We start from the raw sequence: 15,064 nt of genomic DNA on the forward strand, positions 1-15,064 counted from the left end.
GGAGTCAAGGTTTAACCTAGGTTTTTGATAGGTTTTCCAAGGTTAATTTATATGCCTCAATGCCTCCGCCATTGCTCTAATTGGGGTTCTGCTTCCGTAGATGCCGAAGGTGACGGAGCTGTCTTCATGTCCCACCATCCGTTTGATTAGCGAGTCTTGGACGCCAGCATCACGTAGGTCATCGATGAAAGTATGACGGAAGCTGTGGAAGGTTTTGCGGGTATCGGAGATGCCGCATTTCGTCTTGTATCTGCCAAACCACTTGGAGGGAGCATGCCCCAGCTTTCCCCTTACTGGCTCAAGTTCAGGGAACAGACGATCTACTCCAGTCGCTCGGACTGATTCAACCTGCTGTAGTAGGCCAAGCTCGATCAGGACAGGGTGCAGTGGAAGTACACGGCGACTGCTGGTGTTCTTGAGGTTCTGGCCTTCGCTGCCGTCATCAATGCGGATGCACTGGATGCCCTGTTGTTCGATGAAGTCGTCTACATGCAATTGGCAGAGTTCTTCCAGCCGTGCCCCGGTGGTTCGCCCAAGAAGTGGCAACCAATACCGCCACGGGTGCTTCCGGGCTTGTACCTTGAGTGCATCCAGATCGAGAAGAATGCTCAGGTCGTGGCGATCAAACGACAGTCGTGCCTCCTTGGCCGACCCCGTCATGACTTTCATGCCTGCTAGTGGGTTGTCAGTGATGTACCCGTTCGCCTTGCACCAATTCAGGAAGGCAGAAAGCTTGCGTAGGCGATTGTTCACAGTGACGGCAGTAATTGTCTTGTACGTGCTGCTTGATTCAATCACCTGCTTCAGGGTCTTACCCTTGAACTCTGGTCGTAAGCCGAAGTACTGAGGGCAGCGGCTAAGCCGCTCCTTCAGCAGACGCGCTTTCTGCACCTCGAAGACTGTCGCTGGCATGTCCCCCATCAACTCGAACAGATCGGAGAGGGCACGCTCGACTTCACTAGTGCTTCCTACCCGCCATGTACCACCACGTTTTCCTTCTTCTATATAGAGCTTGGACAATGTGGCGAGGGTAGGGCCGTCGTTACTCGGCTTCACAGTAGCCACTGGCGTCTTCCGTGGAGCAGCTTTGATGGTTGGCAGAGGTGCAGCGTCCCGCCATTGCAAACATAACGCACGGAGCACCTGAGGCTCTGCCAGCGGGTGTTCGTTCAGATGCTGATGCACCTGCTGGGCCAGTGAGCTGGCGAGGAATAGTGCAGCCTGACGCTCCCGTAGATGCAGACATACACGCAGGGTTTGACGGTTCGGGAAGAGGTGCTTCGGAAGTCGCAGGTTGAGGTAGTAAACGGACTGGCGGCGGACGATGTAAGCCATGAGAGAGCACCAGAGTGGACCAACAAAGTGGACCAATTGAGTGGAACAATTCTGGTCGCACCCCAGCTTTTGAGCGCCCGTACTGAGTGCCTTCACGGGTAGAAACTTTGCAACCTCATCAACCTGAAACCCTTACCCCATAAGGCCCGCATTGATTGCCGAGCATGCTTGTATGCCACCCGGTCAGATCCGGAAGGAAGCAGCCACAGCGGGAACATTGTGTGCCGGGGTGTGGCTGGTGGGGTCGCCACCCATCTTGCCTGTTGGCGCTCTGCATCACCTCTTCTCGAAGATTTTTCCAAAACGCTGGCCCAACAACCTACGTTGCCGGTTTTCGCGCGTGTGTGCGATAACCCTGTAGTGCCGTGGCTGCTCGACAGCCCCGTAGTGTCTGTGGTTTTGGACCTACAGGGAGAATCTTCATGTCAGCCCCCGAGCAAGTACCATCAGCGGCCACATCACCTGCGGATTTTTCCGCCGCCAGTCTCAATCTCGAATTCCTTCGCCAGCAGCTACCTGCCTGGTTGCGTTCTGCTCCGCCAGCACTGTTGGCAAAGCTGAGTGTCAGCATGCGTGCCTGCGAGGCCAGTCGGGCGGCGCGGGCCCGCTTGCTGGCGCCACTGCAGTCGGTTCAGGTGTTTGCCCAGGCGCGATTCGACGAGGCGTTGCGTCGACGCTTTGGTTCAAGACTCAAACCTACTGGTGATCGTTTGATTCGCGTCAATCGGCTCATGGGTGGCTGGCAAGCCCCCGGTCTTAAATGGCTCTGGCAACGAAATTACACCGAGCAGGGATTGCTGCAAGCGGCCTTGCACAATTTCACTGCCGCTGAGCAGCAGAGTGATAGCGCCCTGGTCAGGATGTCATCCTTTCGGCATGCCGGTAGGCGAGTGCAGGGCGTCAGTGTTCTGGGTTTCGTCAGGTTCTGCCGCGAACTGGATCTGGGTGGGCAGTATCAAAAACACATTGACTCGGTGTTCGATCCCGATGGCGTTGTCGGCATTCCCCAGTCGACCCGTGAGCTGTTCCGCGAGTGTGACCGTTACGCCTTGCAGGTCGATGCTCATGTGGCGCTGATGCGCGGGGCAATCAGCGCGGCAATGTACAAGCAAGTGCTCGAAATCAGTGAACTCAAGACCGGGATCCAGGAGCAGGGCGTGCCGCTACGGCTCAAACGGCTGAAGCTGGCGGGGATCGAACTGCGTGGGGTCAGTGTCTTCGAGTTCAGTTTTCAGCCGCTGGGGCATCTGGCCGCGATTCAGCGGTCCTGGGTCCGCTTGCTGGTGCACATCCCCCAGGACCCGTTTTCACCCCTCAAGGAGTACGCCGGTTGGGATGAGTTCGAGCAGGACCTGGCCGGCAAGCTGTCCCGGGACAGCTACCGGCAGTTCTTTATGCGTTTGGCATTGCGTCGTCAATGGCCGGCGCTTCATACGCAGCTGCAAAACCGGCTGTTTGAACAGCGCAATGGCCAGCGAGTGGCGCTGTCCAGTCCGTCCTTGGCGCTGGATGCCATCCTGCGGCCGGAGCCGCTGTTCGAGGACTTGTTCAATCAGTGCCTGGAGCAGCTTCAGGATGATGCCCGTTTCATCGCGGTGCCTACCGCAACGCTGGATGCCAGCGAACGCCAGGCCGCGCTGGACAAGGCGTTGGAAATTGGCCTGGATGTGCTGGGTCTGGCGGCCTTTGTGGTACCAGGTTTAGGTGAGGTGCTGTTCGGGGTGGTGGCCAGTCAATTGATGAAAGAGGTGTTTACCGGGCTGGATGATTGGGCCGAAGGTGATCGTCATGAGGCGTTCAATTGCCTTACCCATGTTGTTGGCGAAGTGGCCGGGCTGGCGGCCGGGGCAGTCGTTGTCGGCACGGCGGCAACGCTGGTGCGCAACTCGGCACTGTTCAAGGCGCTGGCCCTGGTGAGAAAGGATAATGGCGCGCTACGTCTTTGCTTGCCTGACCTGAAGCCCTATGCCCTTGACCTGGACTCGACGATTGCCGGGACGGCGTCCGAGCAAGGTATTTACCAGATCGGTGAACAACAGGTTGTGCGCATCGAGGACAGTTTCTATCGCGTCGAGCAAGACGCCGAGACGGGGAGCTGGCGCATTTGCCATCCCGTGCGCAGTGGCGCTTGGGCGCCGGTGCTGGAACACAATGGCAAGGGCGCCTGGCGCAGCCGCTTTGACAGTCCACACCGCTGGCAAGGCAGTCAGTACCTGTTTCGTCGCCTGGGCCCCAGTGTTGAAGATCTCGGCGATGAGGAGGTAACTTCGGTACTCGCCGTCAGTGGTGCCGATGAAGCACAGTTGCGGCAGTTGCATCTGCATCGGCGTCCACCCAGCGGGGCTCTTGTGGACGCCTGCGAGCGGGCGCGGCTGCAGCGGCGCCTGCAGCGTTTTAGCCAGCAGTTGCAAAACCCTGCAGCCGTAGCCGATGAAAGTTTGCTGATGCGCGCGTTGCAACTGATGCCTTCTTCGGCGGATGAGCCAGTGCCGCAAGGGCAGGTTCAGGAGTGGCTCAAGGCGAACTGGCGGCGATTTTCCGAGCACTGCCTGGCCGCCGAGCGGCCACCTGTATCGTCCCTGGTAGCGCGTGATTTCCCTGGTCTGGGGCCGGCCATGGTCGAGGAAATCGAAGCCAGTGCCACCAGCGCTGAGCGCTTGCGCATGGCTGATGGCCGTCGTGTGCCCCTGCGGCTGGCCAGGCAGGCGCGGCAAGCCTTGGGTGAAACACGGCTGGCGCATGCGCTGGAGGGGTTTTTCTGGCCGCAAATGGCCAACACTGATTGTGACCGGCTGCTGCTGCATATGCTGATGCAGGACCCGCGCTGGCCTGCGGCGCTGGAACTCGGTATCGAAGGGGTAGGTCCTGCGGTGCAAGGCCCGACCCTGATCCGCCGAGGCGACCTGTACATCGACGGTCAACGGCCTGAAGCTGCGCCTCGCGACCTGCTTGAGCTGGCGTGGGAACTGGCCGGGCTGGACGTTGTAGAAGATCTGCCGGCCTTGCGCCGTCAGCTTGGCGTACAGGCCGGTGCACAGCGGGCCATGGTTGGACGCGTATTGGGGGGCGTACATGAGCGGTGGTGGACGCCGCTTCAGCGTTTTGCCGATGGTCGCCTGGGCTATGCCCTGAGTGGGGGCGGGGCACGGCTCCCGGTGTCACCCCGTTCCATTGAAGAAGAAATCCTTGAGCTTTACCCTGACTATTCAGCGCAAGAGATCGCCGCTTACCTTGAGCCCTATCGTGCTCGACCCGCCGAGGCTCGCGCGCTGTTGCAGCGCCGTCGCGAAGAGTTGCAAGGGCTGCAATCCGGGCTGCGGCGCTGGCAAGGTGCGTCAGTGGACAGTGAGCAGGCGCTCGGTCGCCAGCAATTCAGCGAGCGCCTGGTCCAGGCCTGGCGTCACCAGTCGCCGGGCATACGCACGCCGCTGGGGCGTACCCTGGGTTATCGCCTGGATCTGGGAGGCCTGATGGTTGGCGAATTGCCCGGGTTGCAGGCGGTGGACCTGCATCATGTGCTGGAGCTGGATATGGCAGGCATGAACCTGGCGACCGTGCCGGCGGAGTTTCTCGCCCACTTTGGCCGTCTTCGTTATCTGGATCTTTCCGGTAATGAGCTGGCCCTGATTCCGCCAGCAATCGAAAATCGCCTGAGCCTGCAGAACCTGCGCCTGAGCAACAACCGGATTGTGCTTGATGCCCGCGATGCCGCGCGAATAGGTGATCTTTTGAATCTGGACAGCCTCCACCTGGAAGGCAACCCTCTGGGCATCCCGCCCGATGTGAGCAGGCTGCCCCAGCTACGTATCCTGACCTTGAACAATACCGAGATCACCCGCGTGCCGGAAAGCCTGCACGATCGCTCAAGGCTGGAGTGGGTCGACCTGAGCGACAACCAGATCAGCCAGTTGCCCGAACACTTCCTTGAAGAACCACGCAGTTTTTTGCGCATGATCGAGCTGGAAGGCAATGCATTGTCCGACGAGCAGTATCGTCGACTGCGCCGTTTGCAGGCGCCGCCGACGCCAGTGCGGGTTGCGGCTGGAGATGCCGCGCAACAGTTCTGGACCGGACCGGCGTCTGCCAACCGCCAGCTTGTCGAGTATTGGCAGCGACTGCGCAACGAGCCCCAGGCCGGCAATTTGATGACAGTCCTGGAGCGCTTGGCCCAGACCGTCGAAGCGCAGGAGCAGTCAGAGTCGATGCGCACACGGGTCGCGGGGATCTTGCATTACGCCGTCGAAGGGCCGATGGCCGAAGACCTGTTGCGCTTTGCCGGTGATCCGCAACAGAGCATAGGTCATCCGTTGCTGGCGTTTGAGAATCTGGAAAGCAGGGTTCAAGGGCATCGCGCCTTGCTGGATGCCTTGCAGGAGCACGGGCCGCGACAACTGCTGGATTTCGCCCGGGCCTCCTTCAATCGTGAGGAGTTGCGGCGCTTTGTGATCGATCAGGTGCTGCTGGAGCCCGAACTGTTTGCGCGCAGAGACGAGTTGCAGTTGCTTTACCAACAAGAGCTGTACGGGCGGCTTGCGTTGCCGGGCGATGCCCGGGATCTGATCCTCACCGATCTTGCCCTTTCAACCGCGCAGCTCGACGCGGCGCTGGCCCATGTGCAAGGGGCGCAGGTACAGGCGCGCTTGCCGCGCTTCATGACCAGGCAACCGAACTGGGTCGAGTACCTGCATCAGCGGCATGCCTCGGCGTGGCTTGAACTGGATGTGCGCTTTAATCAGCTCAGCGCTGCGCAACGGTTACGCGAGGCCGGCCTGCCCGAGGCCGAACGTTTGCAGCTTGAACGCGGCCGGCAGTTGCAACAGGCGATGGATGAGGCCGCGCTGTTGCTGCGGTTGACCCGTGAAGCGCTGGGCATACCGGCTGCCCCCGGTGGCTGACCGGTCATGAGGGCGGCGGGGAGCTTGATTGGGGCGGGTGTCCACGGATGTGTGTATAGCGCTCGATCATTCGTTCAATCTCCCCGGACGCTTTCAATCGCAGCAAGGCCTGCAGGATGCCTTGTACCGGCAAGGCCGGATCGTTACGCACCAGGCAGGCCAGGGGCTGCTCTTGCGCCATGGTCCAGCTCTCGGGCACCGAAAAGCGCAGCACCGGTTGCTGCGCGAAGCTGGCAGAACTGATCAGCAGCAGTGCCCCCACGATTCGCCACATGCTGCATCCTCCCTGATGCCGGCTCGTCTGACAGCTTAGCCGAGATCGGCAGGGTGCAATTTTGCCCCCGCTCCGCTACGATTAGCGGTCTTCAGCTTGCAGTCGCGACGGTTTTCGATGAGTTATCAGGTTCTTGCACGTAAATGGCGTCCGCGCTCGTTCCGCGAAATGGTCGGCCAGACCCATGTGCTCAAGGCCTTGATCAACGCGCTGGACAACCAGCGCCTGCACCATGCCTACCTGTTCACCGGTACCCGCGGTGTGGGCAAGACCACCATTGCGCGGATCATCGCCAAGTGCCTTAACTGCGAAACCGGCATCACCTCGACGCCTTGCGGTACCTGCTCGGTGTGCCGGGAGATCGACGAGGGGCGCTTTGTCGACCTGATCGAAATCGACGCCGCCAGTCGCACCAAGGTCGAAGACACCCGCGAGCTGCTCGACAACGTGCAGTACGCACCGAGCCGCGGGCGCTTCAAGGTCTACCTGATCGACGAAGTGCACATGCTCTCCAGCCACTCGTTCAACGCCTTGCTGAAGACGCTGGAAGAGCCGCCGCCCTACGTCAAGTTCATCCTCGCCACCACCGACCCGCAAAAACTGCCGGCGACCATCCTCTCGCGCTGCCTGCAGTTCTCGCTGAAGAACATGACCCCCGAACGGGTCGTCGAGCACCTGAGCCATGTGCTCGGGGCCGAAAACGTCCCCTTCGAAGACGACGCCCTGTGGCTGCTCGGCCGCGCCGCGGACGGCTCGATGCGCGACGCCATGAGCCTGACCGACCAGGCCATCGCCTTCGGTGAAGGCAAGGTGTTGGCCGCAGATGTGCGGGCGATGCTCGGCACTCTGGATCATGGCCAGGTGTATGGCGTGCTGCAGGCGTTGCTCGAAGGTGACGCCCGGGCCTTGCTCGAAGCCGTTCGCCATTTGGCCGAGCAGGGGCCGGACTGGAACGGCGTGCTCGCCGAAATGCTCAATGTGCTGCACCGCGTGGCCATTGCCCAGGCGCTGCCTGAGGCAGTTGACAACGGCCAGGGCGATCGTGACCGGGTGCTGGCTTTGGCCCAGGCATTGCCGGCCGAAGATGTGCAGTTTTATTACCAGATGGGCCTGATCGGCCGTCGCGACCTGCCATTGGCACCAGATCCGCGTGGCGGCTTTGAAATGGTCCTGCTGCGCATGCTGGCGTTCCGCCCCGCCGACAGCGACGATGCACCGAAACCGGTGCTAAAGCCGGTGGGGATCAGCCAGGCCACAGCTGATTCTGCAAGCACGGTGGCAGTAGCCCCCCAGGCTCCGCCAGCCATGGCGGTTGCACCGGTGCCTGTGGTTGCTGAACCGGAACCGGAACCCGTTGCAGAGCCAGAGCCCACCCCTGTCGGGGTCTCTGCGCCTGAGCCGGTGGTCGATCTGCCCTGGAACGACCCTGTCGCCGTCGAGGTCGAGGTCGAGCCTGAACCGCTTGTCGTTGAAGCGCCGCCGGCGCCGGTTCAGCAGGCAACTGCAGTGGATATGCCGACGCCCGACGACGGTATCGGCTACAGCCCGGCCGGCATGGACCGCGACGACGAACCGCCGCTGGACGAAGATTATTACGAGCCGGAAATGGACCCGGCCAGCTACAGTTATCTGGACGAGCTGGCCATCGAGCATGCCCACGAAGTCGACGCGCCACCGGCCGAGCCCTTGCCGGCCGCGCAACCGGCCACGGGGCTGGCGCTGAAATGGCTGGAATTGTTCCCGCAGTTGCCGATTTCCGGGATGACCGGCAATATCGCCGCCAACTGTACGCTGATCAGCACCGAAGGCGACGACTGGCTGCTGCACCTGGACCCGGCCCACAGCGCCCTGTTTAACAGCACGCAACAGCGGCGCCTGAACGATGCGTTGAACCAGCACCTGGGCCGTACGCTCAAATTGACCATCGAGCTGATTCGCCCGGAGCAGGAAACCCCCGCCCAGGCCGCAGCCCGCAAACGCGCCGAGCGCCAGGGCCTGGCCGAGGCCTCGATCGAGGATGATCCGCTGATCCAGCAGATGATCCAGCAGTTCGGCGCCATGGTCCGCCACGATACGATTGAACCTGTCGACGCCCCGGTTGCCCAGGGCGAGTAACGGAAAAACAGCAGCGGCCCGGGCCCGGCCCTCGCCGCACCCCGTAAGCTAATAGTTGAGGTGAACCCCATGATGAAAGGTGGCATGGCCGGCCTGATGAAGCAGGCCCAGCAGATGCAGGAAAAAATGGCCAAGATGCAGGAAGAACTGGCCAACGCCGAAGTGACTGGCCAATCCGGTGCCGGTCTGGTCAGCGTGGTGATGACCGGTCGTCACGACGTCAAGCGCATCAGCCTGGACGACAGCCTGATGCAGGAAGACAAGGAAGTGCTCGAAGACCTGATCGCCGCCGCCGTCAACGACGCGGTGCGCAAGGTCGAAGCCAACAGCCAGGAAAAAATGGGCGGCATGACCGCCGGCATGCAGTTGCCGCCAGGCTTCAAGATGCCGTTCTGAGGCGGTCGCAGCGTAAATAAAAGCCAGGCTATTGCCTGGCTTTTTTCTGCTCAGTCATAACTCATCAGAAATGTCGCCCGGCCTGGCGCGGAGCCTGGAGTTACCCGGGATGCGGTCTGCACATACTGCGCGAGCAGGGGGATGCGATGCGTTACCGGGCCTGCTCCGACCGTACCGCCCGGTTGCCGGGTGCCCAGCACGATCGGGGTGTTGTCGCTACGCAACAAGCGAATGCCGATGCCACGTGCAGTAGCGTGACTGGCCAGGCTGATGATGGAGGTCTGGTTGCCCGGGTTGCTGGCGTCGCTGACGGTATAGCTGACGTTGAGGCGGCTGCCGCTACTGCCGCCGGCACAGTTGAGGCGGATTTCAAGTGGCTGGGGTGCGGTAACCTTGCCAACAGCGTCGAAGAACCCTGCTGGATGATCCCGCAGGTTAACGGGGATGGTTTTCGAACCGGGGTCGACGGCGCAGGTGGGATCGGCCGACACAACCTCTACTCGGGTTTGCACCATCGTCAGCCTGGCGGTATTGGCCGGGATATGATGCGGCTCAAAGCTGTGGCTAATGATTGTCTGAGGGAAAAACAGCACCCCACTGGTTACCGGTCCGGTCTTGATCAACTGCAGTCTGTACCAGGGGGTGACGTCGGTAGTGCCGGCAGGATGTCTGGTAGTAGGAACCGGCCAGCGGTAAAAACGACTGGCGCCGGCTTCGGAACCGGTGATCCTGATACCGATACCCTCCAGGTTGGTTTGATGAATGCCCTCACCGATGTGAGTGAAGCCCTGGGTAAAGCCGGCGCGCTGCTCATGGGCGGCTGAGCAACGGTAGGCCATGCGTGTCGCGAACCGGGTGTTGCTGTCATAAATCACCGTGCCGACCGGGTCTGCGGCAGACACCGTCAATCTCGAGTCTACGGTGATGTAAGCCTGGGACGGGCCTGCGCCGATATGCTGGCAGCTGGCGGTGCTGATTGCGCAGTGGGCCAGCAGCAACAATCCTGTAGCGCCGGCGAGGCGCGCGGGTAGAGAACAAAACATGGGCAGGTCTCGGCGGGTCAAGGGTGGGCTGGGGGGGCGAGGCAAACGGAGTGAATGTTCTGTGGTGCAGCGTTCGCGGCTTTTTTCGTGGCGGCGGGCAGGGCATAGGTAATTCGGCAGTTGCCTGCCAGGCCGCTGTCCCAGCGCACGATCAACTCACCTGCATCCTGCAGGCCGCGGGCAAACAATTGGCTACCCTGGCCCACCGCGCCCAGCTCGTTACCTTGGCTATCCAGTACTGCGGCGCCAAACGGCAGCGGCTGGCCATCGGCCTGGCGGGCATGGATGACGGCCGAACGTCCGGAGCGGGTCTGGAACACCAGCAACGCAATGGCGCCGGCGCGCGGCACGGTCTGCTGGCTGCTCGATTGCAGCTCGACATCGGTCGACAAGCCCTTGGGGTCAATGGCAACCGTATTGCGTTGGTAAGGCGTAAGGTTCGGGACGACCGCGTAGCCGCTGCTGTCGACTTTCAGCGCGGACGCCGAAATCACCCGAGCGCCATCGGCATCTTTGGCCTGAATCAACCCGAAGGTCTCACTCAAGGGTTGTGACAAGGTCATGCCATCGGCGTGGGCGACAATGGCGCCGCGCAGGCCGAGCGAGGCTTGTGAGGTATGCCGGCCCTGACTGATCGATGCACTGAGTTCGGCGGCAGAGCCGCGGTACAGTACGTTGCTGCTCAGCGTATGGTTGTTCAGGCCATCAGAGCGATCCTGGCTGGCGGTGATGCCATAGTTGACCTGCTGATCGGCGCTGAGGGCGCCGGTGAGCGTGGCCTGGGCCCGGCTGTTGCCTCTGCCGTCCCTGGAAAAACTGCTGCTGAGGCTACGCGCGCGTTCGCCGCCCAGGGGCAGGGACAAGCTCAGGTAATAGGTGTTGTCGGCGCGCCCGAAGCGGTCACGTTCCCTGGTGCTGCTGAGGGTATAGCCCAGGGTCTTGTAGTGATTGCTGTAGCCGATCGAATAGTTGACGTCGCTGCCGGCATGGTCCCAATAGCTTGATGCCGAAGCACTCAGGTGCAACTGTCCATAGTGCTCGGCCAGCGGTTGCGCCAGCGACAGGGTCGTGCGGTTGCGATGACGCTGGTGGCGCTGATCGCCTGCATCGCGCAGGAACTGGCGGCTCAACTGGGCGTCTTCCAGGCCATAAAAGCCGCGGGTCGAGTAGCGATAGGTCGCCAGAGCGATTTGTGTGTCGGTTTCACTCAGGGTCTTGGCATAGCTCAGGCGCAGGCTCTGGCCTTGCTGGCTGCCGAGCCCGGGCAGATGGGTGCGGGCCTGGGTGAGGTCGGCGCCGAACGCACCGAGCTCAGTGTTCAGGCTGCCACCGAACAAGGCCGAGCCATACCCTGATGCCAGGGTCATGCCGCTGTAGGTGCTGACCAGGTTGTTCAGGCCATATTGCCAGGTACCTTCGACAAATACCGGGTCACTGTCCAGTGCCTGATTGCGCAGGGTGCCCAGGGTTGCGCTGAAGCGGCTGGCACCGGCGCGCACGGATAACGGAACAGCAGCGTACGGCACGGAGAAGCTATGTTCGCGGCCGTCGGCCTCGGTTACCGTGACCTCCAGATCGCCACCGTAGCCGGTTGCGTACAAATCATCGATTTCGAAGGCGCCTGGCGCCACAGTGGTTTCATGCAGGGTCACACCGCGTTGGCGGACCACTACCCGGGCATTACTGCTGGCAATCCCGCGGACTACCGGGGCATAGCCGCGCTGCGAGGCGGGGAGCATACGATTGTCGCTGGCTAGGCGTATGCCGGTGAAACTCAATGAGTCGAACAGCTCGCCCGAGGTGTAGCTTTCGCCCAGGGTCAGTTGCGAGCGCCAGGGCGTGATATCGCGCTGGGCATAGCTGGCAATGCTCTGATAGCGCTGCTGGCCCTGGTCGCTCCAGTTCAGTGAACCGTCATGACGCAGGCGCCATGGCCCGATGTTGAGCCCGGCGCCCAGGCCCAGGTAGGTCTGGCGCGAATTATCCTGGTTACGGTGCCGTGTGCTGTAGTTGTTGAGGTTGTAATTGAGAAAACCCGCCGTTATGCCCTCATCCCATTGCGCCGGGTCGACTGTTTCACGCGCACTGCGCTTGACCGCGATTTGCGGTACCGACAGGTACAGGCGTTGGCTGGCAAAATCCAGACGGCTGCTGGCATCGTCAAGTGCGCCGTCCAGGGGGATGCAGGTATCGACGGCAAGCAGCTGCTGTTGCGCCTGCGGGCTGAACTTGCTGATATCCAGGCCCAGACGCTCCAGCAAAGCGTTGTCGAAACAGGCCAGGGCTTCTTCTTTACCGGGCCAGGCCTTGAAGCTGAGGTTCATGCGCCCGTGCCAGTTATCGTTGACCAGCACATCCACGCTGTAGGTTCCGGGGCTTGTTATGTTGCGTCGCTGATAGCGCGAGAGGTCCACGGGGGAGGTACTACCGTTGCCCAAAAACGCCGGTTCAAACTCGACAAGTGCGGACGAAGGTGTGTCGGCCATGGCCGGTACTTGCCAAAGCAACAGACTGGCCAGGCCAACGGGTAATCGGCTTACTAACGAAGCTGAGCTTTTTCGATGCGAGCGAAAGTGCAATAACATTATCGTCATTTTCAGAAGTGCCAATAGTAAACCTGGGCACGCACGAAAACTTCGAGACCGCCCGGAGTGTCAGATAAGGAGTAAGGCTATGGGCTGGGTGTAGTAGCCGTCACTGCACTTAGGGGCGCGCTATTGTTATGGCCTGCGCCATAATCATTAATGCTGGTAAAGTTGATGGTTGCGCTTGGATTAATAGGTGCCGAAGGGCTGAAGTGTGCGAGCGAATAAGGTGCAATATAGCCGGTGCCCAAGGACGTCGACTGGCCGTTGAATTCGACTTTTATTCCCCCGAGATTGACAAAGTAGGCCGTTGGGTTGCGGCCAACCAGCGTGTGCGGCTTGCCGTCCTGGCCAGGCGCTCGGTGCCAGGTTACCAGGGCGGGTGCGTCCTCGGGCTTGCCTGGCAGGCCTTGTGGGCGGTACAGCAGCTTGATGCGGGTACGAAAGGCCAGTTGCAGGACGTTGCTGTCTTTGGCTTTTGGGGGGACTTCTAACATGTTGAACCAGAAGATTGACTCTCGATCACTGGCCATCGGGCTGCCGGTGTGCAACAGGCGAATACTCTGCCCTTGAGCAGGTTCGATGCGGGCCAGCGCCGGCGTTACGGTAAAGGGGACCTGTAGAGTCTCGGGTGCTGCTCGGGAATCGCCATCGTCTACCCAGACCTGAACCAGGCTGGGGTCTTTGCCATTGTTGAGGAGGTTGACGGTAGCCTCGCGCTCTTGTGCCGCAAAGATGATGCGGGTGCCGGTAATTACAACGCTGGCATGCGCGGGTGCGCTGGCCGCCAGTAGCGCGAGGGCAGCCAGCAGGAAGGAAGAAAAGCGAGTCATGAAAGCGATATCCGACCTGATTGGGGGTAGCAGACGCGCAAGGCGCGCCTGCTGGTTCATTACGGCAGATTGATCACGTACTGAACGCGGGAGTTGGCGGCACCCGGGGTGACCGCTGCGGCGGAAGCGTAGTACTGGCTGGTGTAGCGCAGGGTCGCAGCGCCATCTACCAGTTCTACGGGGACAGTGTTTTGGCCACCGCTTACCCCGCCGATAATGATCGGAATGCCCGCCTGGTTGAGCAGTTGGTACTGCACGCCAGTTGCGCTGGTAGGACCGGCATCCATGTTCAGTCGGCCGTTCTGCACATTGGCGCCGCCCAGGAACTCGATGTCCACTTGGCCGCTGGTGCCAGCGACACAGTTGGTCAGGGAGATCTCGAAGGGGCGAGGTTGGGCGATACTGCCGACAGTAGTGAATTCGGTGGTATGCGCCGGGCTCATGGCAACAGTGAAGTTCTGGCCGCCAGGGCCGCCGTTGATGGTGCAAGTGGTGCCCGAGATGCTGCCGGTGAAATCGATCAGGCCATCAGTTGCCTGGGCATTGAGGGTGACGCCAGCCAACAGAGGTAAGGACAGGGCAAGAGCGAAAATGCGTTTGTTCATTTTTTTTCCAACTGGATTAATTAAGATTGCGCGTTGATAAGTAAAATGAGGTGTTGCATAGACATATTTACTTGCTTTTGAGCGCCAGGAAATTATGCGGATTATTTGTTCGGCTGGATGTAGGAAGAAGGGTGGTGATGGCGGAGGGAACTTAGCCGGGTATTGTAAGATTGGGTGTTTATAGAAAGGAGTGAGGCAGGAAGTGTTAGAAAGGGGGTGGTATGCTTTATGTGATGTAGGCAATATTACTGTTAGCGTGAAAGAAACATTAGCTTCTTACGCGGCTAGTCTTAATGTCTGTAAGATTTGACGTTGCCCAGTCGGGCAGGTATAAACCGCCTTCACTTGCATCAAGGCCTTTTCCCATGAGTTTCAGTCCACTTATCCGACAGCTGATCGACGCGTTGCGCATCTTGCCTGGCGTCGGACAGAAAACCGCCCAGCGCATGGCCTTGCAGCTACTTGAGCGCGATCGCAGTGGCGGTACCCGGCTGGCCCAGGCCTTGAACCAGGCCATGGAAGGGGTGGGGCATTGCCGCCAGTGCCGGACCCTGACCGAGCAGGAGCTGTGCCCGCAGTGTTCCGACACGCGCCGGGACGACACGCTGCTGTGCGTGGTAGAAGGACCGATGGATGTCTATGCCGTCGAGCAGACCGGCTACCGTGGCCGCTACTTCGTGCTCAAAGGGCATTTGTCGCCGCTTGATGGCCTGGGCCCGGAAGCCATCGGCATTCCGCAACTGATGGCGCGGATAGAGGAGCAGGGCAGTTTCACCGAGGTAATCCTGGCCACCAACCCGACGGTGGAAGGTGAAGCGACCGCCCATTACATCGCCCAGTTGCTGGCCGACAAAGGTCTGGTCGCTTCCCGTATCGCCCACGGTGTGCCATTGGGCGGTGAGCTGGAGCTGGTCGACGGCGGCACGCTGGCGCATTCGTTCGCCGGGCGCAAACCGATTTCGCTGTAACCCAGGGTCTTTAAT

General features: G+C 60.8%; 10 protein-coding genes. 4 read left to right on the top strand and 6 right to left on the bottom strand.

Going from position 1 to position 15,064, the window contains the following annotated elements:
• Nucleotides 1-42: 42 nt before the first annotated feature.
• Entirely contained in the window at nucleotides 43-1,335 is a 1,293-nt protein-coding gene (locus LOY54_RS08350; RefSeq protein ID WP_258610136.1) for a site-specific integrase, read from the bottom strand.
• 569 nt (nucleotides 1,336-1,904) lie between these two features.
• Between LOY54_RS08350 and LOY54_RS08355 the strand changes: the two genes are divergently transcribed.
• On the top strand, nucleotides 1,905-6,230 hold the full coding sequence (locus LOY54_RS08355; protein ID WP_258610137.1) for a dermonecrotic toxin domain-containing protein: 4,326 nt from the start codon (nucleotides 1,905-1,907) through the stop codon (nucleotides 6,228-6,230).
• Nucleotides 6,231-6,234: 4 nt separating this feature from the next.
• On the opposite strand, the gene LOY54_RS27595 is transcribed toward LOY54_RS08355, so the two are convergent.
• Nucleotides 6,235-6,504, bottom strand: coding sequence for a hypothetical protein (locus LOY54_RS27595; RefSeq protein ID WP_408980565.1), 270 nt, complete (start codon nucleotides 6,502-6,504; stop codon nucleotides 6,235-6,237).
• A 117-nt stretch (nucleotides 6,505-6,621) separates the two neighbouring features.
• Between LOY54_RS27595 and dnaX the strand changes: the two genes are divergently transcribed.
• Nucleotides 6,622-8,619 (top strand): DNA polymerase III subunit gamma/tau, encoded by a 1,998-nt coding sequence (gene dnaX / locus LOY54_RS08365; RefSeq protein WP_258610138.1) that lies wholly within the window; start codon nucleotides 6,622-6,624, stop codon nucleotides 8,617-8,619.
• Nucleotides 8,620-8,688: 69 nt separating this feature from the next.
• Nucleotides 8,689-9,015, top strand: a complete 327-nt coding sequence (locus LOY54_RS08370; RefSeq protein WP_010226011.1) for a YbaB/EbfC family nucleoid-associated protein — start codon at nucleotides 8,689-8,691, stop codon at nucleotides 9,013-9,015.
• A gap of 50 nt (nucleotides 9,016-9,065) precedes the next feature.
• Here the strand turns inward: LOY54_RS08370 and LOY54_RS08375 are convergent, their stop codons facing one another.
• The 4 genes from LOY54_RS08375 to LOY54_RS08390 all read right to left on the bottom strand — a co-directional run bounded on the left by LOY54_RS08375 (nucleotide 9,066) and on the right by LOY54_RS08390 (nucleotide 14,081).
• Entirely contained in the window at nucleotides 9,066-10,058 is a 993-nt protein-coding gene (locus LOY54_RS08375) for a fimbrial protein (protein ID WP_258610139.1), read from the bottom strand.
• 17 nt (nucleotides 10,059-10,075) lie between these two features.
• Nucleotides 10,076-12,544 (bottom strand): fimbria/pilus outer membrane usher protein, encoded by a 2,469-nt coding sequence (locus tag LOY54_RS08380; protein WP_258610140.1) that lies wholly within the window; start codon nucleotides 12,542-12,544, stop codon nucleotides 10,076-10,078.
• A gap of 185 nt (nucleotides 12,545-12,729) precedes the next feature.
• On the bottom strand, nucleotides 12,730-13,476 hold the full coding sequence (locus tag LOY54_RS08385; RefSeq protein WP_045200572.1) for a fimbria/pilus periplasmic chaperone: 747 nt from the start codon (nucleotides 13,474-13,476) through the stop codon (nucleotides 12,730-12,732).
• 59 nt (nucleotides 13,477-13,535) lie between these two features.
• On the bottom strand, nucleotides 13,536-14,081 hold the full coding sequence (locus LOY54_RS08390; protein WP_258610141.1) for a fimbrial protein: 546 nt from the start codon (nucleotides 14,079-14,081) through the stop codon (nucleotides 13,536-13,538).
• A 365-nt stretch (nucleotides 14,082-14,446) separates the two neighbouring features.
• Here LOY54_RS08390 and recR point away from each other — a divergent pair, with 365 nt between their 5' ends.
• Nucleotides 14,447-15,049 carry a recombination mediator RecR gene (gene recR / locus LOY54_RS08395; RefSeq protein WP_045200459.1) on the top strand — a complete coding sequence of 201 codons (603 nt, stop codon included), beginning with the start codon at nucleotides 14,447-14,449 and terminating at the stop codon, nucleotides 15,047-15,049.
• The last annotated feature ends 15 nt before the right edge of the window (nucleotides 15,050-15,064 follow it).

The organism is Pseudomonas sp. B21-032 (assembly GCF_024748965.1).
GTDB lineage: Bacteria > Pseudomonadota > Gammaproteobacteria > Pseudomonadales > Pseudomonadaceae > Aquipseudomonas.

Coding starts and splice junctions, on each gene's coding strand:
- LOY54_RS08350 (WP_258610136.1), bottom strand. CDS start 1,335: ATGGCTTACATCGTCCGCCGCCAGTCCGTTTACTACCTCAACCTGCGA.
- LOY54_RS08355 (WP_258610137.1), top strand. CDS start 1,905: ATGCGTGCCTGCGAGGCCAGTCGGGCGGCGCGGGCCCGCTTGCTGGCG.
- LOY54_RS27595 (WP_408980565.1), bottom strand. CDS start 6,504: ATGTGGCGAATCGTGGGGGCACTGCTGCTGATCAGTTCTGCCAGCTTC.
- dnaX (WP_258610138.1), top strand. CDS start 6,622: ATGAGTTATCAGGTTCTTGCACGTAAATGGCGTCCGCGCTCGTTCCGC.
- LOY54_RS08370 (WP_010226011.1), top strand. CDS start 8,689: ATGATGAAAGGTGGCATGGCCGGCCTGATGAAGCAGGCCCAGCAGATG.
- LOY54_RS08375 (WP_258610139.1), bottom strand. CDS start 10,058: ATGTTTTGTTCTCTACCCGCGCGCCTCGCCGGCGCTACAGGATTGTTG.
- LOY54_RS08380 (WP_258610140.1), bottom strand. CDS start 12,544: ATGGCCGACACACCTTCGTCCGCACTTGTCGAGTTTGAACCGGCGTTT.
- LOY54_RS08385 (WP_045200572.1), bottom strand. CDS start 13,476: ATGACTCGCTTTTCTTCCTTCCTGCTGGCTGCCCTCGCGCTACTGGCG.
- LOY54_RS08390 (WP_258610141.1), bottom strand. CDS start 14,081: ATGAACAAACGCATTTTCGCTCTTGCCCTGTCCTTACCTCTGTTGGCT.
- recR (WP_045200459.1), top strand. CDS start 14,447: ATGAGTTTCAGTCCACTTATCCGACAGCTGATCGACGCGTTGCGCATC.